We start from the raw sequence: 26,335 nt of genomic DNA on the forward strand, positions 1-26,335 counted from the left end.
CGGATGATCCCCAGTGCGCTGGATTGATTAAACTGAAGATAATTCGAAGAGATGTCTTGCTTGTTAGCTACCGTTTCCCGGTCAGGCCGATACTGTTTACGTTACGGTATTCATGAGGGGTCATACGGTATTTGTTTTTGAACGCGGTGTAAAACGATTTGGCATTGGGAAATCCGTGGCTTAATGCCAGATCAGCAATCGGGAGGTCCTCATGACGAAGCAGCTCCTCCACCGCGTTCTTCAACCGAATGCTTGTCAGATAGGATTGGAAGTTAAGCCCGATATTTTCGCTGAAAAATTTGGACAGATACGGTACGGACAGAACTTCTTGTTTGGCGATCGATTGCAGGGTGATCGGTTCATTATAATGCTCGTCGATATAATTGATAATACGGAGCATGCGCTCCATGTATTTCTCGTTGATCGCGCCGCCGGTTTCGGAGGATTTGAACTGCTTAATGAGCATGGAAAACACGGCCAGCATGCGGATGCCCATATCCAGCTCGTACGCCTCTCCTTTTTTCTGCTTCAGCTCGACCATCTCTGCCAGCATCTGGCGGATTCGGTCCAACCCGCTTTTCTGTTCCGGCCGGACCGCGGAAGAATTGCACTCGAACTGAATGTCCTCAATGCCTTTAATGTTTTCTTTCAGAAACACCATAGGTATCAGGAACGTGGCGATAATGTTCATGTCCAGGCCAATGACCTCATGGACATGGCTGGAATTGATCACAAATACATCGCCTTCCGTTATCGTGTGGCGCTCGTTTCCGACGGTGACTTCCAGATTGCCGGACAGCACGAATATGATCTCCACGCTGTTATGCCAATGGCTCGGCACGTAGTTTACCCTGTGCAGCGATACATCGAACGGCAGATCGTCCGCTGTCTCCACCAATTCAAAGATGGACGTTTTCAAAGATGTCCCCCCAGACAAAGATTGCGTATCTTTTTTGTACTATCGTCCATTATACAAAATAGTATGCTTTATGATCTAAGCGCATTGTAGAAACGCGGCATTATCCCAACCGCCAAACCTCCAAACAAAACAAAATGACCCTAATCGAAGTCTAAAGACCGCGACCAGGGCATCCTGCTGCACTGTATTAAGCAATACGTTTATTTTGTATTTTCTTTTTCGCCTTTTTCAGCGTAGCTCATATCGCCTACGGATTCGATCTTATACGTACCGTCCTTGTAAATAATCTTCGTTACACTCGCATTTTCAAGACCCGCAGGTGGAACTTGGCTGGGATCAATCGTTTGAAGGAGAGCGCTAATCGATAAGCCATGAGAAACGATAAGCACGTTGCCGCCGCCGTTTTCGGCCGTTTTTTCGCTGATTTCATCCAGGGCCGTTCTCAAGCGGGTGGAAATCGCTTCCCAATCCTCGGCCTGTCCGGTCTCATCCGAGGCGGCAATCGTGTCGGCAACCTTTCCCATATTAGACTTCATATCCAGCTGTTTCATATCGGTAATCCCTAACCCCTGCAAAATCACGTTCCACATATTCGCGTTTAAATCCCCTTCGTACTTGCCGAAATTCCATTCCCGCAGATCCTTGTCGGTCGTAAGCTTCACATCGGCTTGTCCGCTCTCTTCAAGGACGAGGTTCGCCGTTTCGATTGCCCGGCCGCTGTCACTGCTGTATGCGGCAGCGAATGGAATCCCCTTCAATCCTTTTCCAAGCTGTCTGGCAACCGTGACACCGGGCTCCGTCAGCGGCGAATCGGCCCAGCCTTGCACGCGGTCGCTGGTGTTCAACATCGTTTTGCCATGCCTTGTAATATACAAAGTGACCGTGTTGTCCTTGCTTGCACCTTGATCCGAGCCGCACGCCGCCAATGAAATAACAAGAGATAAAAGAACGACAAGCGAAATTGCATTTCGAAGTTTACCCATACTCTGTTCCCCCTAAGTAATATCTTTTTTCAAATGAAAAGGAAGCTTAACAACGGAAATACAAACGCAATCGGAAAGCGCTTCCAACTATAATAATAAAAAGAAACGCCGTCTCCGGAGAGACAGCGGTTTATCGTTATTTGCGTCATCAATTAATTAAAAATTTCAATATTATTGGGTGGTTCCAATATAAGAGATTAAATAATGACCCATACGATCTTTTCATTCCATTGAGGTCCCTGGGGAAGCGCCTTGTGTCTGCACAGAAGCCAAGAGGGTTATCTCATCCAGTACAATAAACGAAAATAGACCGCCCGTAGCAAGGTAATCGGTCTATTTCCGTGTTGGCTTGCCGCCGAACGCTCTTTTAGCGGTTGTTGTGCAGGGGATCGTGTTACAGCACGGTCCCTTATTTATTCTTATCTTATCCTACCCGGTTTTAGTCCTCAATGATCAGAGCTGATTTTCAGATGAGAGCTCGATCCGGTATTCTGCAGCTTCAATAACCAGCGATATCTGGCAGCCACTGGTACAGAGCAAGCCCTCATTTCGTATCCATTCTGCATCGAAAGAGGGTATCGTTGGTGAATATTGAATACATATATATAGGCTACAAAATGCTTGTAAGGAGGTTGGCATGAGGCAGGAGGATGAAATCCAAGAGCTTAAAGAACGATTGAATTCTGTTGAAGAGCAGCTGGCGAAGAAGTCAAATGGCTTCAAGACACTTAAAATAGGAATCATCATAGTACTCGTTATCTTTCTCTTATTAGTTCTTATTGGGGTACTCCAATTTGTGAGCGCAGGATAAAGACCGTCAAGGGGCGGTCTTTTCTTTGTCCAATGGAAGACGCAGCAACGTCCCTTATCGACCGGGGGAGTCCCCGGCTAATAAAGCGGGCCGCCATGCGGGGCATTTAGCTGATACCCGCTCAGCTTCCCGATTTTAACAGCGACCGAAGCCGATATACGCACCGCCCCACGGCTCGCTAACGGATGCAGCCACAGCCCTCGCATTCAAAAGACAAATAAGAAAACCACTCCTTTTAATGTAAGGAATGGTTTTGATGTGAATCTATACGGTTCCGAGCCTATACTACTCCTCCACCCTCAAATTCATCGAGCAGCGCACGTGCTTCATCGGTTGACTTTGCATTCATTAAGCGATTTCTCAATTCGCTTGCCCCCCGGAATCCGCGGACATAGATTTTGAAGAAGCGGACAAGGGCGCTGAAGGAACGCCGCATCTGTTCGGAATACTGATCATGCAGATCCAGATGGAGCCGCAGCAGACCCAGCAATTCCTCACTGCTATGTTCAATCGGCTCCTTCTCAAAAGCGAATGGATTATGGAAAATCCCGCGCCCGATCATAATTCCGTCCACGCCGTATTGTTCAGCGAGCTTCAGGCCGGTCTGACGGTCAGGGATGTCCCCGTTAATGGTTAGAAGTGTATCTGGTGCTACCTCATCACGAAGCTGTTTAATCTCCGGAATCAGTTCCCAATGAGCGTCTACTTTGCTCATTTCATCTCTTGTCCGCAGATGGATGGACAGATTCACAATGTCTTGCTTCAAAATATGGGTTAACCAGCCGCGCCATTCGTCTACCCTGCTAAACCCGAGCCTTGTTTTTACGCTGACGGGCAGTCCTCCGGCCTTTGCGGCCTGGATAATATCCGCCGCAACGTCGGGACGGCAGATCAGGCCGCTTCCCTTCCCATTCTCTGCTACATTCGGCACAGGACAACCCATATTAATATCGATGCCTTTAAACCCTTCTTTCGCCATGCCGATACTCATCTGACGAAAGTATTCCGGCTTATCTCCCCAGATATGCGCTACCATGGGCTGTTCATCCTCTGTAAAAGTCAAACGTCCGCGCACGCTATGATGCCCCTCCGGGTGACAATAGCTCTCTGTATTCGCAAACTCCGTAAAAAACACATCCGGTCTGGCTGCTGCGCTTACGACATGGCGAAACACAACATCCGTCACGTCTTCCATGGGCGCCAGCACAAAAAAAGGCCGCGGCAAATCCCGCCAAAAATTTTCTGTCATATCCAATACTCCTCTATAAATACAGGGAAATCTTTATCCCGAAATAGTAAATGTAAGCTCGTTCATGCCCTTGCTTTTTCTTCACTTATAGCATATTTAAACCATGCATATCAAACGGCAGTATATGTTAACCGTAGACACAACAATGAATATACCATAATCCGAAGTGAGGAGCATACTCCCATAGATTTGTAAACAAAGAAGGGGCATCGCCCCTTATAAGAGTGCCCGTAGAAACTTGTGTTGTCGTTATCTTCGGACAGGGGTTCGATTCCCCTCGCCTCCATTACGGAAAGTCCAAAGGACTTTTCGGGACTTCATTTTTATATGAGGAAATCGAATTTTAAAGTTAGGCCGCGAAATAAAAAAATGGCGGTACCGGAATGGAATCCGCACCGCCACTTGACATGTTACTTTGGTCCCTAGCTGTTCGTTGTTCGCCGATCGCCGCGAGCCCCGATATGCGAAATGCTCACTGGCTATGCGGACACTTCTCATGCGGCAGCGAATAGCTGACGAGTTATGGGCACGCCTTGCGCGTTACAGCTTACCCGCAGCTTTCACTTTCACGAGCAGCGCATTGCCCGGCAAATACGCAATCGGAATGTCCTCGACGGACACGATCTCTAGCGTCTCCGGGTTCGCGCCGGCAGCAGCTGCCTCGTTCATGGCGCTCTCCTTCGCATCGCGGATGACGTCGTCATAGCTCCAGTCGTCCAACGAATAGATCCGCTCCGACTCCCCGCTGACCAATCCCAATGCTGCGCCGATTGCGTTCGCCGCATCGTAGTTGTCCGGCCGGATGATTCGGCTTGCCCCGGTCAGCGTCTCCGGCACCAACAAGCTGCCGCCGCCGACCAGAATGACATCGACCGGGTCTGCACTCGTCTTCATCCGGTCAATGGCATCCTCCAGACTCTGCTGCATGACTGCATCCGCTTTGCCGCAGACGACTTCGTCCACGGCATCCGCGTTGGTGCCCGGCCATGCGGCCCGGCCCAGCTTCACCGCTACGTCCGTCGCCGTCAGCGTATCCCCGCCAAAGATACGGGCCCGTTTCGTCAGCTTGTAGCCCACGCTGTCCGGGCCAACCGTTACGCCGCCTGCATCGTCCAGCCGGACGACCGTACCGCCGCCGAGGCCGATGGACAAAATGTCCGGCATCCGGAAATTCGTGCGAATGCCGCCGATATCCACCGCTGCCGACGACTGGCGCGGAAAGCCTTGCACGAGCACGCCGATATCCGTCGTCGTGCCGCCGATGTCGACGACCAGCGCGTCGCTCAGCCCGGACAAGTGTGCAGCGCCCCGAATCGAATTCGTCGGTCCGCACGCAATCGTCAGAATCGGGTAGCGGAGCGCATATTCACTCTTCATCAACGTGCCGTCATTCTGGCAAATGTACAGCTGGGCATGGATGCCGAAGCCGTTCAGCGCTTCCTCAAAGCCGCGCACCACGCCCGCAATGACTTGCAGCAGCGCCGCATTCAGCACGGAGGCGTTCTCCCGCTCCAGCAATCCGATGCTGCCAATCTCGCTGGAGTAGGTAACCGGCATGTCCGAACCCAACACCTCTCGCACAATTTCTCCAACGCGCTTCTCCTGCTCACGATTCACAGGAGCAAATACGCCGCATACCGCCACAGCATCGACTTCGCCACTCATCCGGCGGCACAGTTCGGCGATCTCCTCTTCGTCCAGGTTGGCGATCTTGCGGCCGTCATACTCATAGCCGCCGGACGCGATATAGCTATGCGGCCCAACCGCAGCGCGCAGCGATTCGTCCCAGCCGGCAAGCGGCGGAACAGCTGTCGTCGCCGGAGCGCCGATGCGAATCAGGCCAACCCGGCCGAGATGCTTGCGCTCCACGATGGCATTGGTGCAATGCGTAGTGCCGAGCATCGCATAGCGTATGTCTGAGCCATTTACGCCGCTTTCCTGCAGCAGCAGGCGAACAGCTTCCACAATGCCTTCGTTCACATCAGCCGTCGTGTGTACTTTCACCTTGTGCACGCAGCGCAAGTCGGAATCCAGCAGGGCGGCGTCCGTATTCGTCCCTCCCACATCAATGCCGATGCGGTAAATCCGGTTTGCATTAGCAGTTGTAGTCTCGGTCATTTCGCCGCACCTCCTTTCAAAGCCAACGTCTCGATCGGCACATAATCAAAGTCATAACCGAAGTATCTTGGCCCGGCCGTCTCGATGCCCTTCGGCGTGCGCCATTTGTCATCACATGGCAAACCTGCTGCCGTCACCCGGGCGCCATACTTCAAGTTCTCCGTCGTCACCGGCATGCCCGTATCCTGATCCAGCAGCGTAATCAAATCAGGCGTAATGGCGAGCGGTTGATCGTCAACGGTGGCGAGCAGGAACTCATTCTGGAAAAACAGCCGCATCGTTTCTCCCTTGTTCTCGCCGGTACCTTCAAATACCGCTTCGCCGCGCGTAAAACCGCCGTCCATGCGGCGACGGATATCCACGGCCTTGCCGTGGAACAGTGCATGGCCGTTCAGCTTCGTGAGCAGCTCGCGCACAGGATTCAGCTTCTGCTGCTTCGCTTCGAACAGCGTCCGCCCGATCTCATAGGCGAGCGTCAGCGTGCCGCCGATCGCGCTTCGCTTCGCCTGCGCGCCGGATACCGGATAATCGCAGATGGAGGCAGAGCCCCCCATCTCCACTGTCAGCGCACGCGCCAGCCGTTCTTCCCACACGCCGTCAATCGTATGCATCAGCGCGCTGTTGCCGCGCTCGTCCGCCATCGCCACCGGGCTGCAGGGGATGCCTTCCAGATGGAACGTCACCATCTGCGATTCGGGAAACGCGCGCCCCATCGCATCGGCATCGACGAGCGGAATCCCGCGCTGTGCCGCCGCAATGACCGGAACGAGCGAGTTGCCGCCGCCGACCTCGATCGGCATAACGGCGTCCACCTTGCGGCCGAGCTCTCTCTCCATCAGATCCAGTGGCTTGGTCAGCTGGTCTGCCGAAGGGATTTTCTCCAGCATCACCGTCGGTGCTCCGATCATCGATACCGGCACGATAAGCCCTTCATCGTCCAGCTCTTCGAGCTGGACGATTCGTACCGGGCCAAGCTCGCGGATCGCCTCCATGGCCATCAATTTTCCGACATGAGGATCTCCGCCGCCGCCCGTGCCAAGCACCGCAGCTCCGATCGCGATATATTCGATTGACTGTTCATCCAATGAGGTTAATCTGGTTGCTTGATTCATGCTTTCATCCCTTCTTTACGACCCATTTGCCTATGATTGCTTGCAAGATAAATGCCATCAGGAAGCTGTCCAGCGCCGGAACCTGCGTTACCTGGAACCATCCGAGCCCATCCGGGGCCATCGTTGTCATGAACCCGAAGAACGTGGCGATGACCCATACGACGATGGAGCGGGGGATCCAGCTTCGGTTGCTGTCCAGCCCGTCAAACGAGAATCGCTTTTTGTTCACCAACAAATACTCAGCCGTATAAATGCCGCCCAGCGGTGCGACAAGCATCGTAATGTACGTCAGGAACGTCATGAAACGATCATAAATACCAAAGCAAGCAAGTGCCGTCGCAATGAGACCTGCAATAATCGTAATCACGGATTTAGGCACCCGTTTGAATACGACGGAGAAGCCCAGCCCCGCGGAATATAAATTGTTCGTATTGGTCGTCCATTGTGCCAGCGTCAGCACGATGATCGCCGGAATACCGAGACCAAGCGTCAGCAGAATGCCCGTCAGATCGTCGGAATCCATCGTACGCGACAGGAAAATTGCAATGATGGTCATGAAGCTGTTGCCGACAAAGAAACCGATAAATGCTGCGGTAACGGCATGCTTTGGCGTTTTGGCCCAGCGCGCGATGTCAGGGGACAGCGCCGTTCCAAGGATAAAGATACCGATAACCAGCGAAATCGCCGTCCCCATCGGCACAGCCTCACCCTCGAACGGTGCCCAGACGGTGCTTCCGCCTTCCCCGTTTAGCGCCATGACCAGCGCGATAATGATAAACACGACGAGCAGCGGTACCGACCAGACGCTTAATTTTTCAATCGCCCTATAGCCCCAGATCGCCGTGGACATCATGAGAAGTCCGCCAATGATCGACAGCACCCAGAGCGACCAATGCCATCCCCATAATTCGTTTAACGCGGTCTGGAAGTTGGAAGCGAAGAAGCCCACCTGAACGCCGAACCAGCCCAGCGATGAAATGCCGAGAATGACCGAGACGATTAGCGCCCCTTGATTCCCAAACAGAAACCGGCTGATCATGGCCGTCGACAGGCCCGTTTTCGCTCCCACATATGCGCAGACTGCCCCGATCATGCCTAATATCGCCGAACCGACGATGACCGCCGTAAGCGAGTCGCCGATGCTCATGCCCGCGCCGAGCTGCGCCCCCAGGAACATCGCGGACAGGTCAATGCCGATCGCAATCCAGACGAATGCCATCGAGAGCCATGATTTCCGCAAATGCTGGGGGACGGGCTCCCGTTCGTAATCTTCTATTTTCGTATCATTGCTCATGCTCCACCCTCTGCTTTCTGTACAATCTTGTTGTTCGCCTAAGCTTTCACGGATCTCCAGAACATCTCAAAGGCATGTTTCAGCTTCCGTTCGAACAGCTCCGGCGATTTATAGTAGTAATATTGCATGCCCAGCCCGTCCATCAAGGTAAGGTACGAATCCACCAGCGTCTCCATCGGGATGACGGCCAGTTCGCCACGATCCAGACCTTCCTGCATAATCTCGCCGATAATGCTGCTCAGAAGCGTATCGAACCGCCCAAATGCCTCGTGCATCCGATCTTGCAAGAAATCCGGCGGGAAAACTAAGTACCGGAAGGCAAATACGGCAAGCTCCTGCTTGTCCCGATGGAAATCGTATTGGCGAAGCAGCAGTGCATGCAGTTTTTTCTCCGTGCTCATTCCTTTGCTGGTTTCTGCCATCGCTTGGATATATTCGTTGTAGGCGCTCATCGATTCTTCGAAGACCGTCATGAACAGATCTTCCTTGCTCTCAAAAAAGGCGTAGATTGCTGGTGTTTTGACACCCACCTCCTTCGCGATTTCCGATAATGCCGTTCCGTCGTAGCCCTTCTGCCCGAACAACCTCAGCGCAGCTTCTTTCAGCTTCGTTCTGGTCATGTTCATCCCCTTTTCTCCGGTTTAATTAACGTTAATTAAGTAGATTATACAACTTTCTGCATAAAAATCAATCTATTTAACGTCTCTGCTGAATTGTCTTCGAATCTTTATACGTTCAATGAATTAAGCAGGACAATGCACCAAGGTAGATAAAATCCCCATACCAAAAAGAGATACCCCAACTCGAAGGATACCTCTTCTGGAAACTCAAACCTATTCATTCAAACACGTCCTGATTCGGGACTTCTGCCCGTGAACGGGGAAACAGTAACTCGCTGCGTACAACAAGCCGCAAACAAAAAGAGATGCCTCCCGGCCCATTAAAGGTCCTTCGAGTCATCCCTTTTTAGCTCCATGATATTTATCCGAATTTAGTTATTCCAATACTGCTCGGCAATCTTTTGACCTTGATCGATTTTTGCCCATTGCTCGGCTTCGCTTAGCTCGTTACCGCCATCGCAGGATGCAAAGCCGCATTGATGCGAGAGCAGCAGACGATCCTTGTCAATGATTTTGGATGCTTCGTCAAGCAGACGGATGACGCGGGCTTCATCATCAAGCGTATTTGTTTTGGAAGACAGCAGGCCCAGAACAATCTCCGTTTCCGGCCGGTCCTTGAAGACCTCCAGCGCTTCAATCGAACCCGCACGCTCATCATCCCACTCCAGGAAGAAGCGGTCATATTTCAATTGCTTCAGGAACAGGTTGGCGATTTTTGCGTAAGATCCCCCGCCCATGTTCCGGGAATCATAGTTCCCGCGGCAGTTGTGTGTCCACATTTTTAAGCCGAGGCTATGACCGTAGTCAATCAATGTATTGTTTAGTTCAATAAATTCGGTGGCGAGACCCTGTACTTCCGCTTGGTTAATATGCTCCCCGGTAAACGGAGAGTTCGGGTTGTCGTCCGCAAACAGCTCCCATAAGCAATCATCGAATTGCAGGATCGTGCCGCCCGCCGCAGCGAATTCCGCCACGAATTCCTTATACGCGCTTACAAGGCCCTCTTTGAGCTCCTGTCTGTTCTGATAAACGGCATCCGTTCCGCCAATGTTATCCGACCAGGAGAGCTCGCCGAAAATATGGGAAGGAGACGGTACGCAAAGCTTCGTTTGGTGATCGCCTGCGAAATCCTGAAGCTGTTTGAACAGCTTGATGAAATGATGATTCTTTCCGCTAAGTTTGCCAGTAATACGCAATCCAATATCTTTGCGCGTTTCATATTTCGAGGTTCCGTCCACATCCCGGAAGAAGTAGCCATGGTCCGCGATATAACGCTGGACTCCGCCAAAGCCCCATACAAAATCCAGATGCCACATCGATTTGGAAAATTCGCCGTCCGTAATAACCGACAGGTTATGCTCGATTTCCTTCTTCACGACCTCTTTGATGGCCTCGGTCTCGCACTCGGCATACCCTTCAAAATTTTCATAGAACGGATACTGGATATCATCACGATGTTCAATTTGCTTTTTATATTTCAGCAGCTCTTCAGGACGCAACAAACTTCCTACGATCTGAAACTTATCAGTCATGTAAATAACCCCCCTCGTTGTATACGATGATCATATCACGACGAGCGGGGTTAGAAGGCATACCAAAAAATCATAACTAGCTATAGCTAGAAGCTATAGCAAAAAAGGTGCGGAAAATGCATAGGAAGCCAACTTAAACAGTGAAGTTGCAGAATTCGATAAGGATATCCAAAATGATATGCTGTGTTTATTAAACTGTTTGTTTACAACGTACTCCGCCGCAGCTCATAAAAATACTGCACAGCGGGATGCTTTAGCTTCATCTTCTCGGCCATGTTCAACATGCGCTTTTTGCCGACTCGTCTGTCCACCAAAGCTAGAATATTCAATATAATATCATTACTCTCCAAGCTTTCATCTATAGAAATCGATAAAAACGTAGTGGCTGCTGTGACAAAATTGGATTTGCTTAATGCGGCCTGTGCCGACAAAAGCTCTTTTGCAAGCTCTGTTATTTTTCGGTTTCTTGCGATGACTTGCAGACGCTCCTCGGGAACGGTCCCCTTGGTTTCCTTGCGGATCGCTTCAATTTCCTCCTGGCTGATAGGGATTTGGAGATCCGGATCATTCTTTATTTCCTGCTCTGTCTGGTACCAGCGGATGGAACCAGTGGTCTCACTCATATTGAGCACGTTCTTCTTATCTACGGCAAGATAACAGATTCCGGGTTTGCCTGGCAGGTAACGATAACTGGTTGCCCGGTATTCGACCCTTCCATGTAACGCAGGAGAGAGAAAGCTCTCCAGTTGTTGCTTCAATTTGCTCCAGGACATGGTTCCTCCTAATTGAAAAGATTACCCTTGGGTGAAGGTCAATCATACCATGATTATGGTCATATTTAATCTTAGCACTGAACCAAAATAAAAAGAAATAGGACTCCCCAGGCAAGGGTGACGACCTATTTCTGAACCTTGTACAGCCTGCCGCCCTTAAAAGCGGCTGTTGTCAGGAGTGAGGATGTTACCAGCATCCTCACTCCACTTTATTATATACTAGCGTACGATGAACGAGTCTATAATAGCGTTTCTGTACTAAGCGTAAACCCTTCGATGACGGCATCCTCGTCGACCTCAATCAGGATGCAGCGTCTCCCTTGGTAATTCACCTGCTTCACATATCGTAAATCCTGCGGGCTGATCGAAATCGTGGCTACCTTGGTATCGATCTTAATCGATTTCGACGAAAATTTCGGCATCACGCTGCTGGCCTTCAGTTCATAATTCGTATCGTCGACAACCGTTTGAAACGCTTGTTCTACTTTTTCCGGCGTCACGTTCTCTACGCCGCTTACGGTCAGCACGCGTTCCACATCTTTATAATCCAGCTTCGGAGGCTCTTCCTCCTCCTGGTGGCTTTCAATGACATGGTTGATCTCCTCATACACCTGCGCGAGAGTAGCCGAGTCCAGCTGTTCGCCAGCCACTTCCTTCACGATTTCTTCGAAGATGCCCCTCTCCTCCATTGCGGTCATGGACCTCTCGGCATTCAAGACCTGTTCGATGAAATCCTGATCCGGAAAATTGGATTTTCCCGTACAATACAGAACGCGGTTCACATCCGAGTAATTGTCCGTCACGCTGGGGTAGAAGAACCCTTGCTCCGGCGAACTCAATTTGATAACCGGGTCCACCATGACATTGTACTTGAATTCCTTCTCCACATAATCGAACAAGAGCGTCTTCCGCTGCTTCTCCGTGGAATTCACGCTGCATAGAATGAACGGGTGCCCGAACACCTCGTCCTTCTCGCTCTCCTCGGCCTCCTCATTCCGGGCCTTGGTCGGCCGGTAATATTGCCCGCGAACGAAGGTGATCACCGTATCTCGCTCATACTTGGTATCCGCCATCATTTTGTCCACCAGCATCAGCATCAGGTCCTGCCATTCTTCCGGATCTCCTGTCGACAAGCCTTGATGAAGCATCACCCGCGTAGGTTCCCCTGCCTCCTCCTGAAACTTCAATTCAAACAGCTTATGATCCAGCTCACCGGTCAGCAGCTTCTTGAAATTGCCCATATGCAGTTCCTGCTTCTCTCGATCCAGCAGACCAAACGGCAGCCGCTCCCAGTGATAGATTTCGTTCGTTTCCTTCATAATGTACACGTTGAGAATGTCCTCAATATTCAGCAAATCATTATCCATCTTAAACTGCTTGCGTATATGTGCGACTTCTTTCTTATTCATAGCTCGGCAGACAACTCCTAGAAAGTAAATTGGCTCTACCAGTATAAACGAATTAAAAACCCTTCGCCAGAAGGGAAGGGTTTTATAACCATGACGCCTGTTCAGTCAGAGCCAACCATCTGTGAAGCTATCGCCCAACGAAAACTTAATTCTACTTGCCAAAATCCTGCTCTCGAACGGTCCACTTTTCCCTATTTCGTCACAAACTTCTCCATTTGAACCCGGTCGATCATTCGAACGCCATATACCCCTCCGGCCAATTTCCCATTAACCGATGCGAACTTGACTTCGACACTCCGTTTTCCTTCCGTCAGGCGGATGGGGATTTCATAAGTCACATTAAAGAGCTGTTCCCCCTGCGTCCCCTCCAGCCTCTGCCGTGCAATCACATGGTCATCAATTAAAATTTCAAAATCCCGCTCCATCAGCCTTCCGTCAACATGAGCTGCTCCTTCGCGGCTGAAGTAGGTCACCTGCAACAACATCGGTTGATCAGGCAGAACCGCCATTTGATAGCTAAAATATCCGCTGCCTATCGCATCTCGGTAGCCGCATTGAGCGTAAACGGAATAGCCTGACCTCGATTGCTCGGACTTCATATGGTGATCAACCTCGGATTGCTGTTGATAAGGATGGACGACATCCACCGTAATGGCCTTCAGCCGTTCCCTCTCAGCCCGCTCGCGATTCTCATAGTTCTTGAATTCCTCTTCAGTCAGTAGATTCCAATAAATCGTATATCGCTGATGGTGCAGGGCGTAGAAAGGGATCAGTCTCACCCGCGAATTGCCGGGTTGCCCGACAGGCTCCGTGACGAACGTCAATGCCTCCCCGTCAACAGGCTTAATCCATTGCCGGATATCCGGCTCATCTGAGACCAATATCGGAACCTCAATTAATGGATGCTGATGCAGCTTCGTATGATTGTCCACGATATCACTGTCAGGAAACGACTCCGTGCCGAGCGCACCCGCAAGTACGATTGGGCCATACAGGATGCCTACCTTTTTCGCATCATCTTTGGCATGGTACAAGCGAAGCTCCATGGGTAAGGTCACTTCAATCGTATCCCCAGCATTCCAATCCCGCTCGATATTGAGATATCCGGGCTCCGCATCGGCATAGATCTCACTCCCGTTCACCACGGCCGTTACCGCTCCGGCGGTCCATTGCGGAATACGGATACGAAGTTTGAAATGAGCAGCCTTCGCCTCTTCTATAATGAGTCTAGTTCGCGATTGTTTCGGAAATTCTGTTTCCTGTCGGATGACGACCTGGTGATCGTCGAAGGTTGCTTTGGAGGCAATGAACAGATTCACGTAAATCGCATTCGACGTGGCATGATAGATTTCATGCGTATAGCGGGCCGGATTCTCCATACCGGTGCCTGTACAGCACCAGAACGAATGTTCAGCAGTTCCATATACTTTGAAATGGCCCGGCTCTGTGGATACGAAATACATTTTCATGCCGGTATCCGGATCCTGGGATGCAAGAATATGATTATATAAGGCCCGTTCGTAGAAATCCATGTATTCCGCATCTTGCGACCAGCCGAACAAGTGGCCTGTAAGCTTCAACATATTGTAGGTATTACAGGTTTCCGCGGTCTCAACACCAAGCTTCTCCTGGTTCGCAGCCCTGAAGTGCTCGAAGATGCTGTTGCCTCCGATGATGTAGGAGCGGTTGCGCGTAACCTCTTTCCAGAAAAATTCTGCGGCCTTCCGATAGAAATCGTCGCCTGTGATCTCATATAGCTTGGCAGCGCCGATGACTTTCGGAATTTGCGTATTGGCGTGCTTTCCTTCAAGTTCATCCACACCGCGGGCCAGCGGTTCAAGGATTGCCCGGTGACAGAACCGGATCGCAAGCTCCAGATATGCGTGGTTATTCGTCAGGCGATACAGATCAGCCATAGCGTCATTCATTCCGCCATGCTCGCAGATTAACATGCGTTGGAATTGCTCGTCCGTCAGTCGATCCGTTCCCTTTTTGGCCCAGTCCGCAAGTCGGATCACGACCTCAAGCGCCTGCTCGATTCCAGTCAATCGGTAAGCATCGATCAGCCCTGCAAAAATTTTGTGCAGACTGTACCAAGGCACCCATGATCCGGCAAGGCTGAAGTTATGAACTTCAAAGTCGCCGGTAAATACGATATCGAAGCAATCGCGGGGAAATCCGCTCACATAACCATCCTTATCATGCGACTGCACATAAGCTAATTCGTTAACTGCATAGACCAGCTTCTTAAGCAAATCCTCGTCGCTCGTTGCACCAATCATGGCTGCGGCTGCGGACAGCCAATGCCCGATGGAATGTCCTGCAATCGGTGTCTCTTCCCATCCGCCGTATCGCTGTTTTTTCGGCTCCAATGAGGCCGCCTCGTAACAAGGGGCCATTAATCGATCGACATCCAGATGAAGTAAATATCCTTTTCCCGTTTCTTGCGATTCTTTAAAAATACCTTCCAACAGTTCGGTCTTTGGCATTATATCATCTCCCCACAAGTCCACCAATTTAACACTCATACATTCCAGTTTACCTTCTGCATGCGAGATGAACGATGAAAGAACCCAACCATTTTTTTATAAAATTTCACACAAAGCCACGGATCGTTAGCCATAACATTAACACCCATTACAGAAAACTCAACTTCAGTGCTAGTATTCCATTTATAAAAAAACAGTCCCTTCTACGTCATATAGAAGGAACTGCTGAGCTTAATGATCCTTGCCATAATTCAAACCTAAGCGATAAGCTTGGTCCAGCAGCATGTCGTAATGAGCAGGCTCGGATTCCAGAGTCTCATATAAGAATTCAACCTTTGAATTGGAAATACCGCAATAACCTGCAATTCCCACATTCAGCAGGTGGGTAATCATTTCACCATATCTGCGTTTGTTCATCTGTTCTTCCGAAACGCCTGCCAAACCAATCCACAAGGCATGCTGGTGATGAAGGTTGTTCGCACCGTATGCAAACCCATTGTTCCATACACGGTCAATATACCCCTTTAGCATTGCCGGCAGATGCCACCACCAAACGGGGAAAATCAATGCCAACGCATCATGCTCCTTCAGCCGCCTTATTTCCGTTTCCACTTCAGGGGAAAAGGTCTGGACCGAAGCGGACCAATCGGGTTCATCTGCGCCTTTAAGGACAGGATCAAAACCAATCCCGTGCAAATCCAATATCTCATAGTCATGGCCAGCCTCGGCAAGACCTTGTACGAAACGATCGGCAACCTTAAAGGTCAAGGAATCTTTTCTTGGGTGGGAAACAACGGTTAGTACTCTCATGCTTATATCTTCACTACCTTTCTTCAGCAGCTGATTTGTAGCCATGACCTATGGCTGCTGTTATTATAAACAGTAGGAAAATGATCCGGAAGTACGCACTTTGATGTGCTATAGGAAGATACATGTGCCATAGGAACACGGAAGTTCCCTAGGGGAATCCCTTGAATCTTGGCCTGAGCAATGGATAAACGGGATTGGAGGATGGAGAGATGACGGAACCGGTGAACAACAGTGCTCAAAAGAAATATCAAGTCGGTGTGGAAGCGGCTTTAGAGGTCATGGGAGGGAAATGGAAGCCTTTAATCATCTACCATCTGATGACAGGGCGGAAACGTACATCTGAGCTTCGCCGGTTAATGCCCGGCATTACTCAAAAAATGCTGACCACCCAGCTCAGAGGCCTGGAAAAGGATGAGATCGTGACACGGAAGGTATATAACGAGGTTCCGCCTAAAGTGGAGTATGAGCTAACGCCTTACGGCTGGGGATTAAAGCCCGCGCTGGACCTGTTATGCTATTGGGGAGAGGATCACCTGGATAAGATGTACGGAGACAAATCCAAGGTTTTGGAGGAATTCCAAGGCTGCCGTACGGAGGAGAAATAAGCCTTTAAGTGTACTCTCCGAGCCATGAAAAACTGGGACTTCTTGATACTTGATATTACGTAACGAAAGAATAACCTGCCGGTTTAAAGGCAGGTTTTTTTCACAAACAACCTTTGTAGACGATTCTCTTGACCCACATCCGGCTGCAACTTTTATTGAAATGGATCCGTCTACTCTATGTGCTGTGCTTTCCTCAAGGCATCATCTTGTAACGGCCTCTGATAGGAAATTGGCAAGACGGCTGCCGCACTTCGTATTAACTGCCCCCGTAAATACCCAGGTGGCGGTTAGCTCACGAAGCCTTCATAGCCTGAGTCTTTCACTTTGATGTATCATTCGTCAATATATGAAGCTTGTTCATAAAATTTCCATAGGCTTCGACTTGTGGATCGTGTAACATGAACAAGGGTATAAAATTACGTATTTTTGACGGCTTGGATGGTGGATACGGAAAAATTATGATGTATACGGATTGGTTTTACTGGCTGTTTGTGCTCGTGGCTGTCGTCACGTACCACCTCGTGCCGCAACGTGTCAGACCTTGGGTGCTGTTTGCCTCAGGCGTCGCTTTTTACTACAATTTTGCAGGTGCTTACCTGTTCCTGTTGCTTGCGGAAGTTGTCATCGCGATTATTGTCGTGAAATCTGAAGCGACATGGGGCAGGCGATGGATTTATCCCGCAGGTATCCTTACCGCCATTCTGGTCCTTGGCTATTTCAAGTACACGAATATGATGCTGGATACGTTACATAATCTATTTGGTTTTATTCATCAGCCCTTCTTGCCTAAGGCAGAGCAGATCGTGCTCCCGCTCGGCATTTCCTACTTTACGTTCGAGCTGATTCATTACTTGGTTGAACGCAAACGCGGAACGCTGCCTGGGCATCGGCCAGAGGGTCTGTTGTCGTTCATTTTCTTCTTCCCGACGATGGTGGCTGGCCCTATCAAGCAATTTCAGACGTTTCATTCACAGCTAACAGCGAGATTTCACGTGGACCACTTGCTGACCGGCGTCATTCGGATCGGGATCGGCCTGTTCAAAAAGCTTGTCCTCGCCGGATCGATTGATATCCTGGCGCAGCCTGTCTATTCGGCATCCGGCATCGCCGGAGCAGATACCGGAGGACTCTGGATTTCGCTGATCGCCTATACGTTCGTCATCTATTTTGACTTTTCCGGCTATTCGGACATTGCCATCGGGACCGCCCGCTTGTTCGGCATCGTCCTCCCGGAGAACTTCCGCTTCCCTTATCTGGCCCGCAGCATCGCCGAGTTCTGGAATCGCTGGCATATCTCGCTCGGATCATGGCTGACCCGCTATGTATACTTTCCCCTCGGGGGAAGCCGCGTCTCTGCTCCCCGGGTTTACTTCAACCTGATGGCTACGATGACCGTCTCGGGTCTATGGCACGGAGCCGCCTGGAATTTCGTGGTCTGGGGCATGTTCCACGGCGTGATGTTGTGCGCGCACCGCTTTTATGTAAAGAAGCTGAAGCCTGCTTTAAAACCCGTTCCGAAATGGCTGAAGCCGGCAACCGTCACGGTCGCGATATTGTTTACATTCTTCGGGGTGACGATCAGCCGCGTATTTTTCATATTGCCGATCGCAGACGGATGGGATTTAATGCTCCGGCTGCTTGGCATGCGATAAGTTGTCGATACTCGAATATGAATATGGATGGAAATGGAAGTGTAAGCTGTCTTGCCTAAATTCATTCTTAATAAAACCGTGTTTGTCATGATGATCTCCTTTGCCTTGATCGGATTGCTCGGATTGAGCATTCGGGCGAATCAAGCGGTCGAAGAAATGAGACAAGAAGTCGTGACATACGCGGAGAAAGAGCTGCGCGTTCCGACCTATGATGCCATTGTCTATACGCCGTTATGGGTCGAATATTTGAAGAAGCACCTGGATGACGGCACCAGGGTAATCGGCATGTTCGGACCCTCCACGCTCTTCGGCACGACCGTAAGAAAAGGGGAGAATACCTCGGCCGGCGTCCTTCAGGCTCATTTGAAGGACAGCCGTGTGATCAACCTTGGAATTTCCGGAGGAAGATTTACGGAGACCTACGCGCTGCTCGCCTCCATGATCGATAAGGTTGATTATGTTGTCTTTGAGATCAACTATGGGATCGTCGTCGTGTCGGATAACGAGCCGAACGTTGTTGTCTACCCGTCGCTGGTGGAGAAGCTGGGACAGCCGATCCCGCGCAGCTGGCTTGCTGATTTCCCGGACAAAAACCGCGAGTCGCTTCCGAGTAATGCCCACAATTGGGTGACGTCCCGCCTCCTGAATCAATGGACCCTCTATCATGACCGCGACGCGATCAGCTACCGTCTGTTCAAGACCCGTACGCCGATGGAGAAAATCCGCCAGGAGGTTCAAAAGAACGAAAATGAAAGAAAAGGGATCGAAGAAAGCTATACGCCGATGTATACCGCTTATGACAACATGAATGACGCTCAGCAGGAAGGCATCGACCAGCACTACGAAGAGCTCTATCGTTGGAATAAGCCTTTCGATCCAGATCACAGCTTCGGGCTGTTCATGATCGAGCAAACGCTTGATCTGCTGGAGGAGCATCAGAAGCAAGCCGTATTCTATTCCGCTCCGCTCGATAAAGAGCATATCGCTGACAAGAAGCTGTTCCATTGGAGCGAGTATACGGAAGCGATGGGCGCCTATCAGAAGCTGGTAGAATCAAGAGGCTACCCCTTTATCGAATTTAATCAAGAACCGATCAACACCATTCCGCATGAATATTATCGCGACCCGGCTCATCTGATCGACCAAGGGAGTCACCGGTTTGGCGAAATCTTGTATACGAGGATGAAGAATTATGGAATTGCAGCCCCATAGCGCATCGGCGGAAGCGAAAGCCCGCAGCCTTACGGATCGTGTCGTACGGGCGCTGATCATGGTCGGCCTGGCGCTTGGCGGAGCCGTCGTCCTGATCGCCGTCGTGCTTGGTATTATCTTTTTTTCCGGAGAAACGCAGGAATTTATTTATATGAACTTCTAATATCTGATGCGTAACAGGATTTTGCAAAATCCTCGCATAAAAAAACGGCATGCAATGGCTGACTTTTCAGTCCTGCATGCCGTTTTGCAATTTCGCCCGCCGCGGTGTCCGATACGGACTTTTCGCTCTGAGGCTCGTCCACCCCGGACGGTTTAACATCTTACATATTTGCGTTTGAATCCAACCTGATTTTTGTCAACCGCCTTCTGAATGCTTTCGGAAGCGTTAACGATGCTGCTCTTTTTGTTATCCCGTTTAATTTCAACCGGGCCTACGGCCTTGGCGGTCTCGACTGCCTTATCGTGGAGCGGCAGATAGGATACCCCTACGGTGTACATAAAGTTATTCATCGAGGCTTTCGTGCGTTCAGGAGATTCGTGAATCGTCTGTTCCACCCTCTCCAGCATGCTCGCGAGTTTGCTTTCGTCAAACTGGGTGTCCGGCCGGCTGCCCAAGAGCCAGCAATAACAGCTCCATCCTGCTGACATTCGCAGCTCATCGCCGCTTGCAATCCATTGATCGGCAACCTCTTGCGCAATATCGGCTTCCGCCAGGGTGACCGCAACCACGTAATCGGACAGCATATAGAAATACGCCCCCTCGATCCAGCGCTCAAAATCCGCCGCGGTCATCGCTTTCGGATCTGCAATGATGCCGGCAAAGTACATGGCGTCGTAATTTCCTGTCGCGTAAAGCTCCTCGGCCAAAGGCTGATTGACTTTAATTTGCTTGGCCATGGGCTTCATCGCGCCTGTCGCCACGCCGAACAGCGGTTCGCGCGCACCATTGGACATATACATTTTCTTGAGCCGTTCCTTGCCGAGCGCTTCAAGCTCCTGCATCACCGTTTCGAAATTCATCATCGCACACTCCCGTCAAAAGTTTAGTTGTATTTACTTACCATTATTTTCGCAAAATTCGATTGCCTTACACATTCATTCCCCGCTTGACTTCCTCAATCACGGCTTGCACGCCTTCATGAATCTGCTCCGGGCGGGCCCGGGAGATGCTGATTCGCAAAAACTTCTCCCTTTGACGATAGTCCGACAGGTAAAACAGCTTCCCGCTCAACACGAGCACGCCCCGTTTCTGCAGTCGTTCCACCACCCGCTCCAGATTGACCGCCTGCGGCATTTTGAACTGCGTATATATGCCTGATCGGACTTCCGCCACTTCGAGCAGTCCCGGTTCGTTATACCTGTTCACCGCATCATGTAAGGTCCTCATCCTCGATTCATACTGCCGATGGATCTTATCCCTGTGCCTATCATACATACCGTTCTTCATGTAGATATCAAGCGCAGCCTGAGAGAGCAGTGCAGCACCGTTTAAATGGTTAGCCTTGTGAAAGCTGGCTGCAAGCGACTCAGGCAGCACCACGGCGCCGATCCGCAGTCCCGGAAAAATGATTTTCGAGAAGCTTTTCAAATACACCACATACCCGCTCCGGTCATACGCAAAAATCGGGTCAAACCCGCGCCGATCACCCAAATCCGCCATGTAGTCGTCTTCGATCACATACACGTCGTGCTTGGCGGCCAGACGGGCAATCGCCTTCTTCTCCCTGTCGCTATATGATGTGCCAAGCGGGTTATGATGCCTTGACATCGTGTAGAAGCATTTAATATCGCCGCTGCGGAATATCTCCTCTAGCTGCTGCAGATCGATGCCGTCCGCGGTGCGGGCGATGGTCTTCACCGGCAACCCTTCCGCCTCAAGAAAATCCAAATACTTATTATAACTCGGCTGCTCCACCAGGATGGCCGGCTTGCCGCTCGGGAACGGCATCCCCGCTAAGGTGTGAAGCGCCTGCTGGATGCCTGAGGTTACCACAATCTGCCCGGCCTTGGCAAACACCTGGTCCGCAGCAAGATGCTTCACAAGCGTTTCGCGCAAAGCCCCCAGGCCTTCCGGATCCCCATAGGTAAACAGATGGTATTTATACGTGTCGATTGCCTTGTTCAAGCAATGTTGGAAATCCCGGTAAGGAAACACATTCAAATCGGGCGAAGAAGAAGCAAAATCAATGATCCCGTGATTCATATCGGTTTCTCTCTCTTCATCCTGCACCACATAATAACCACTCTGCGGAATCGAGTAGATGAAATGGCGCTTCTCCAGCTCCGCATAGGCCCGAATCACCGTACTGACGCTGCAGCCGTAGATTTCGGCCGCTTGACGTACGGATGGCAGCTTCTGTCCCGGTCGCAGCTCGCCAGCAGCATGCTTTTGTTCGATATCCGCCAGGATCACCGAATATTTGTTCATGATTTGCCTCGCTCCCCACGCCCTTAGATCAGTCCGAGTTTCTTCTTAAACCATACTATACCGAAAAAAGCGCCCCCACACCATAACAGCTGGCCCTAACTGTACCGATACAGTTAGGGATTTTTCGCATTGTTGCATGATCAGGAATCCCTTACGATTTCAATTGCAAGCTTCATCAACCATTCGCTAATAGGAGGTTTTATCCATGTCATCCATGCGATCCAACAAGTCGCGACGAGATCGCGCCTTTGCGTATTTAGCCGTTCTCATCTACGCATCCATCATCGGGTTATCTTTTATGTATACGAAGGTCGCCCTGGCGTACGCAAGCGCAATCGACACCTTGGCGCTTCGCTTCACCTTGTCCTTTGCGGCAATTGTGGTACTGGTTGCCACAGGCGTGTTTCGCCTTTCACTCAAGGGCAAACCATGGCCGAGGCTGCTTCTGTTGGCTTTGATGTATCCGCTGGGGTTCTTCACCTTGCAGGCTTTCGGTCTGAAGCATGCATCCTCTGCCGAAGGCGGCATCATTTTTGCCGTCACGCCGATCCTAACCGCCATGCTCGCGGGATTTTTTCTGAAGGAGTCCACGACGCTGCGGCAAAAGCTCTCCATTCTGCTGTCCGTATTCGGGGTGGTGCTGATCTTTGTCATGCAAGGCTCAAGCATGGATCTTACGAATGCGGCCGGAGTGCTGCTGCTGTTCCTCTCTTGTCTCGTATCCGCAGGGTATACCGTACTATCGCGCTTCCTGCTGCGTACGTTCACGCCGCCCGAAGTGACCAGCTTCATGATGACGATCGGGTGCGTGACCTTTTGGCTGGCGTCGCTGTTGGATCATGCGGCCAACGGAACGATGAATCAAATCTTCACACCGCTGGCCAATCCGGATTTTATCTGGGCTATCTTGTATCTCGGCATTCTGGCATCGCTGGTAACGGCCTTCTCGTCCAGCTATGCGCTCTCCAAGCTCGAGGCTTCGAAGATCAGCGTATTTTCCAATCTGTCCACCGTCATCTCCATCGCAGCCGGAGCGTTTTTACTCGGAGAGGCCGTGACCGTCTATCATCTTATCGGTTCGGTACTCATTGTCGCGGGCGTCATTGGAACGAATGTGAGACCAAAGCCCAAAGCGGCAGCAGTGCTCCGGGATACGGAGCAAAGCATGCCAAAGAATAATGTCGTTTGACCTATACTAATAAAGGGAGTGTATCGAAAATGAACGTAAACCTCGATAGCAAGCAGGATTTTTTGACCGTAGCAAAAGAAAGGCATGCCGTAAAGCGTTATGACCGCACTTATCGGATGAGCGAAGACGAAATCAAAGAACTGCTCCGAATCGCTTCGCAAGCACCTTCCGCCTGGAATCTGCAGCATTGGCATTTCCTCGTCGTTACGGATCAAGCGAGCAAGGACATCCTCCTTGGTATTGCGAACGGACAACAGCAGGTCGCCGAAGCATCGGCGACCGTGGCGATCCTCGGAGATTTGCAAGCCGACCGGAATGCGGAGAGCATATTCGAAGCGGATGTGCAGGCAGGTCGGTTATCTCCGGAGATAAAGGCAAATCTGATCCTGCAAATCCAGGGAGCCTATACGAACAAACCTAACTGGGCGCGGGATCAGGCCTTCTCCAATGCCTCGCTTGCCGCCATGCAGCTGATGCTTGCCGCAAAAGCGATGGGACTGGACTCTTGTCCGATGAGCGGCTTTAATCCGGACAAACTGATCGAGGCCTTCGCGATTCCTGACCGGTACGTGCCGGTCATGCTCGTTGCCATCGGCAAGGCAGCAGAGCCGGCTCGGCCTTCCGTAAGACTGCCGGTCGAAGAGAAGATTCATTGGAATGGGTTCGGATTCCAGGTGTAGTATGCCAGAGCAGAAAAGCCAAGTTTCTCAGTACAGCTGGGAAACCCGGCTTTTTCTTATGGAATGTATTTTTATAACATTGACTCGATCTCATCTTATCGTTTATAGTACCTACGTGCTTCAATGCAAAAAAGCCAAAAAGCATAAAAGCAAAAAAGCAAAAAAGAGCGGATGGGGATCCATGTCTTCAAGCCGCTAACCTCATGTATAAGGAGCTCCAGCATCATGGAACGACAGCTTGGTTTTGTACAAAGCATCATTCTTATCGCTTTCATTCTAGCATTTCTGTTTGTTTCGATCTTTATATTCAAGGCGGAGCCTCATATCCCGCTTCTGGGCGCAACGATCGGCACTGCCGCCATATTACGCCTATACGGATTCTCCTGGAAGAAGCTTGAATCCTCTATCATACAAGGCATTCAATCCGCGATTATGCCGATCTTGATCCTTTCGCTTATTGGCATATTAATTGCCGTGTGGATGATGAGCGGAACCGTGCCGACCATACTGTATTACGGCTTGGATTATATCGAACCGCATTATTTTGCAGTGAGCGCGTTATATGTGACGATCATTGTATCGATGTTCACCGGCAGCTCGTTCACCACGGTCAGCACGGTCGGCGTCGCCTTGATGGGAATTGCCATGACGACGGGAATTTCGCTTCCTTTGGCAGCGGGGGCCATCGTCTCGGGTGCCTGTTTTGGGGATAAAATGTCTCCGCTGTCCGATACGACGAATTTTGCGCCTGCCGTGGCCGGCATCTCTTTGTTTACCCATATTCGTAATATGATGTATACCACGGTACCTGCGTTAATCATCACAACGATATTATTTCTTCTGATCCCGACGACCGGGTCTATGGATTTGAGCTCTATTCAGCCCATCAAGGAGTCGCTGCAAGACGGGTTTCATCTTCACTGGTTAACGCTGCTGTCACCCCTTGCGGTCATTGTATGCTCGGCAAAGCGTATACCGATCCTTCCTACACTAATAGCAGGCATCGTTACCGGACTATTGATAACGGCATTCGTTCAACAGCAAACCACGATAAGCAGCTGGTTTAGCGTGATGCAGGGCGGTTACAAGAGTAGCATCGTGAATGAGACTGTAGCTCAGATCGTGAATCGTGGCGGCCTGCAATCGATGATGGGGTCGGTGTCCCTGATCCTGATCGCCTTATCATTAGGCGGCTTGCTGCAGCACTGCGGAGTCATCGAAGCCTTGTTCCGTAAATGGATTGAGCCGCTGAAACGGCGCAGCAGCATTGTTCTTATGACGGGCGCATCATCGATCGCCGTTAACGGCATGACAGGGGAGCAGTATTTATCCATCCTGCTGCCGGGCCAAATGTTTAAGGATGAGTATACCCGCAGACAAATACCGGCCAAAACCCTGTCACGAACCTTGGAGGATTGCGGAACCCTCGTCAACCCTCTGATTCCATGGGGCGTCAGCGGAGCTTTCTTCGCTGCCACCCTTGGCGTTCCGGTACTAGAATATACCCCGTTCGCTGCATTCCTATGGTTAAGTCCGATATTCACGTTCGCCTTTGCCTTGATTCCGCAATTACAACGAAACTCGCTGGGAGAAAGTAAGTGATATCAAGCTTCAACTCTGGTCTTGTACCCTATCAATTAGGATACAAGGCCTTTTTTATTATGAGCTATGCGGGTATAGCTCCCTTCCATATTCGCAGGATTCCGAGTATGGCTCACTGGATAAGCGCTGCGTGCTCAAACGGCTTTGATTCATTGCCGATGGGGGAGAAGATTAGTTTGTTGACATTATAGGTGCCGCTGGCCGGCGGGCAAATCTATTGGTTTGCATGAAAATGAGTGTGGAGGGAATAAAGAAAAAGGATACTTCAGCAATCGAGAAGAAATATGCAGATATTTGAAACGCTATAATTAAAGGGATTAAAAAGAAGGGGGGATGTTCGATGATAAAGTTAAACGTGTATTTGAAATTTAATGGTCAAGCAGAGGAAGCTATGTTGTTTTATAAAGATGCCTTGAAGGTTGATTTGGCAGGACCAATTGTACGCTATCAGGATATGAGTGACAAAGAATTACCGGATGAAGACAAAAATCTTATTTTAAATATGGGTCTAGATTTAGGTGAAAGTATATTAATGGCAAGCGATACTAAGGAGCCCATGCACTGGGATTTGATCCCGAATGTAACCATAAGTCTTAATCCAAAATCCCGGGAAGAAGCTGACCGCTTATTTGCGGCATTAAGCGAAGGGGGAACTATAATATATCCGATTGCAGATCAACCATGGGGAGATTATTTTGGTCATCTTAGGGATAAGTTTGGTGTAGCATGGGATGTTATGGTTAATGACTGAATACCTCCTCTCATTCAATATTGGAAGACCCTAGAATCGAACAAGCCTCCTCTACGCCAATTGACTTAGCCCTTTATTTCTGTAGAAATAAAGG

23 protein-coding genes are annotated in these 26,335 nt (G+C 50.4%); 9 read left to right on the top strand and 14 right to left on the bottom strand.

Features of this window, described 5'->3' with window-relative positions; translation table 11 throughout:
* Positions 1–67 precede the first annotated feature (67 nt).
* A complete protein-coding gene (locus tag NST44_RS00480; RefSeq protein ID WP_007131059.1) occupies positions 68–919 on the bottom strand; it encodes an AraC family transcriptional regulator in 852 nt (283 codons plus the stop codon).
* 200 nt (positions 920–1,119) lie between these two features.
* A complete protein-coding gene (locus NST44_RS00485; RefSeq protein ID WP_251536499.1) occupies positions 1,120–1,902 on the bottom strand; it encodes a histidine phosphatase family protein in 783 nt (260 codons plus the stop codon).
* A gap of 637 nt (positions 1,903–2,539) precedes the next feature.
* On the opposite strand from NST44_RS00485, the gene NST44_RS00490 reads away from it, so the two are divergent.
* Positions 2,540–2,713, top strand: coding sequence for a hypothetical protein (locus NST44_RS00490; protein ID WP_186311082.1), 174 nt, complete (start codon positions 2,540–2,542; stop codon positions 2,711–2,713).
* A gap of 280 nt (positions 2,714–2,993) precedes the next feature.
* Here the strand turns inward: NST44_RS00490 and NST44_RS00495 are convergent, their stop codons facing one another.
* The 10 genes from NST44_RS00495 to NST44_RS00540 form a co-directional block, all read right to left on the bottom strand.
* On the bottom strand, positions 2,994–3,962 hold the full coding sequence (locus tag NST44_RS00495) for a tRNA dihydrouridine synthase (RefSeq protein ID WP_007131056.1): 969 nt from the start codon (positions 3,960–3,962) through the stop codon (positions 2,994–2,996).
* A 540-nt stretch (positions 3,963–4,502) separates the two neighbouring features.
* Positions 4,503–6,080, bottom strand: coding sequence for a hydantoinase/oxoprolinase family protein (locus tag NST44_RS00500; protein ID WP_251536497.1), 1,578 nt, complete (start codon positions 6,078–6,080; stop codon positions 4,503–4,505).
* Entirely contained in the window at positions 6,077–7,192 is a 1,116-nt protein-coding gene (locus tag NST44_RS00505) for a DUF917 domain-containing protein (RefSeq protein ID WP_251536495.1), read from the bottom strand. The genes NST44_RS00500 and NST44_RS00505 overlap by 4 nt, the downstream gene beginning before the upstream one ends.
* Before the next feature lie 4 nt (positions 7,193–7,196).
* Entirely contained in the window at positions 7,197–8,486 is a 1,290-nt protein-coding gene (locus tag NST44_RS00510; protein ID WP_210095643.1) for a cytosine permease, read from the bottom strand.
* Positions 8,487–8,524: 38 nt separating this feature from the next.
* A complete protein-coding gene (locus tag NST44_RS00515) occupies positions 8,525–9,106 on the bottom strand; it encodes a TetR/AcrR family transcriptional regulator (RefSeq protein WP_028404452.1) in 582 nt (193 codons plus the stop codon).
* A gap of 371 nt (positions 9,107–9,477) precedes the next feature.
* On the bottom strand, positions 9,478–10,638 hold the full coding sequence (locus tag NST44_RS00520) for a cobalamin-independent methionine synthase II family protein (RefSeq protein ID WP_007131051.1): 1,161 nt from the start codon (positions 10,636–10,638) through the stop codon (positions 9,478–9,480).
* A 203-nt stretch (positions 10,639–10,841) separates the two neighbouring features.
* Complete coding sequence (locus tag NST44_RS00525; protein ID WP_251536493.1) at positions 10,842–11,411, bottom strand: SF0329 family protein; 570 nt, start codon at positions 11,409–11,411, stop codon at positions 10,842–10,844.
* Positions 11,412–11,650: 239 nt separating this feature from the next.
* A complete protein-coding gene (locus NST44_RS00530) occupies positions 11,651–12,820 on the bottom strand; it encodes a DUF4317 domain-containing protein (protein WP_007131049.1) in 1,170 nt (389 codons plus the stop codon).
* 191 nt (positions 12,821–13,011) lie between these two features.
* Entirely contained in the window at positions 13,012–15,309 is a 2,298-nt protein-coding gene (locus tag NST44_RS00535) for a beta-L-arabinofuranosidase domain-containing protein (RefSeq protein ID WP_251536491.1), read from the bottom strand.
* 231 nt (positions 15,310–15,540) lie between these two features.
* On the bottom strand, positions 15,541–16,119 hold the full coding sequence (locus NST44_RS00540; protein ID WP_340901392.1) for an NAD(P)H oxidoreductase: 579 nt from the start codon (positions 16,117–16,119) through the stop codon (positions 15,541–15,543).
* Positions 16,120–16,328: 209 nt separating this feature from the next.
* On the opposite strand from NST44_RS00540, the gene NST44_RS00545 reads away from it, so the two are divergent.
* The 4 genes from NST44_RS00545 (at position 16,329) to NST44_RS00560 (ending at position 19,751) form a co-directional block, all read left to right on the top strand.
* Complete coding sequence (locus tag NST44_RS00545) at positions 16,329–16,724, top strand: winged helix-turn-helix transcriptional regulator (protein WP_007131046.1); 396 nt, start codon at positions 16,329–16,331, stop codon at positions 16,722–16,724.
* 398 nt (positions 16,725–17,122) lie between these two features.
* The gene (locus NST44_RS00550) at positions 17,123–18,376 is read left to right on the top strand and encodes an MBOAT family O-acyltransferase (RefSeq protein WP_340897302.1); all 1,254 of its coding nucleotides are present in this window, start codon (positions 17,123–17,125) and stop codon (positions 18,374–18,376) included.
* A 51-nt stretch (positions 18,377–18,427) separates the two neighbouring features.
* Positions 18,428–19,588 carry a hypothetical protein gene (locus NST44_RS00555; RefSeq protein ID WP_210095636.1) on the top strand — a complete coding sequence of 387 codons (1,161 nt, stop codon included), beginning with the start codon at positions 18,428–18,430 and terminating at the stop codon, positions 19,586–19,588.
* Positions 19,569–19,751, top strand: a complete 183-nt coding sequence (locus tag NST44_RS00560) for a hypothetical protein (protein WP_144871863.1) — start codon at positions 19,569–19,571, stop codon at positions 19,749–19,751. The genes NST44_RS00555 and NST44_RS00560 overlap by 20 nt, the downstream gene beginning before the upstream one ends.
* A gap of 152 nt (positions 19,752–19,903) precedes the next feature.
* On the opposite strand, the gene NST44_RS00565 is transcribed toward NST44_RS00560, so the two are convergent.
* Together NST44_RS00565 and NST44_RS00570 are read right to left on the bottom strand one after the other, a co-directional pair.
* Positions 19,904–20,611, bottom strand: a complete 708-nt coding sequence (locus NST44_RS00565) for a DNA alkylation repair protein (protein ID WP_340901393.1) — start codon at positions 20,609–20,611, stop codon at positions 19,904–19,906.
* 67 nt (positions 20,612–20,678) lie between these two features.
* Complete coding sequence (locus NST44_RS00570) at positions 20,679–22,019, bottom strand: aminotransferase-like domain-containing protein (protein WP_340897306.1); 1,341 nt, start codon at positions 22,017–22,019, stop codon at positions 20,679–20,681.
* 205 nt (positions 22,020–22,224) lie between these two features.
* On the opposite strand from NST44_RS00570, the gene NST44_RS00575 reads away from it, so the two are divergent.
* From NST44_RS00575 to NST44_RS00590, 4 genes are all read left to right on the top strand, one after another.
* Complete coding sequence (locus NST44_RS00575) at positions 22,225–23,208, top strand: DMT family transporter (protein ID WP_340897308.1); 984 nt, start codon at positions 22,225–22,227, stop codon at positions 23,206–23,208.
* 29 nt (positions 23,209–23,237) lie between these two features.
* Positions 23,238–23,888, top strand: coding sequence for a nitroreductase family protein (locus NST44_RS00580; protein ID WP_340897310.1), 651 nt, complete (start codon positions 23,238–23,240; stop codon positions 23,886–23,888).
* A 225-nt stretch (positions 23,889–24,113) separates the two neighbouring features.
* Positions 24,114–25,490 carry a Na+/H+ antiporter NhaC gene (gene nhaC / locus NST44_RS00585; protein ID WP_210095633.1) on the top strand — a complete coding sequence of 459 codons (1,377 nt, stop codon included), beginning with the start codon at positions 24,114–24,116 and terminating at the stop codon, positions 25,488–25,490.
* Positions 25,491–25,830: 340 nt separating this feature from the next.
* A complete protein-coding gene (locus tag NST44_RS00590; protein ID WP_051425059.1) occupies positions 25,831–26,241 on the top strand; it encodes a VOC family protein in 411 nt (136 codons plus the stop codon).
* Positions 26,242–26,335 lie beyond the last annotated feature (94 nt).

Source organism: Paenibacillus sp. FSL W8-0919 (assembly GCF_038003785.1).
Lineage (GTDB): Bacteria > Bacillota > Bacilli > Paenibacillales > Paenibacillaceae > Paenibacillus_AQ > Paenibacillus_AQ lactis.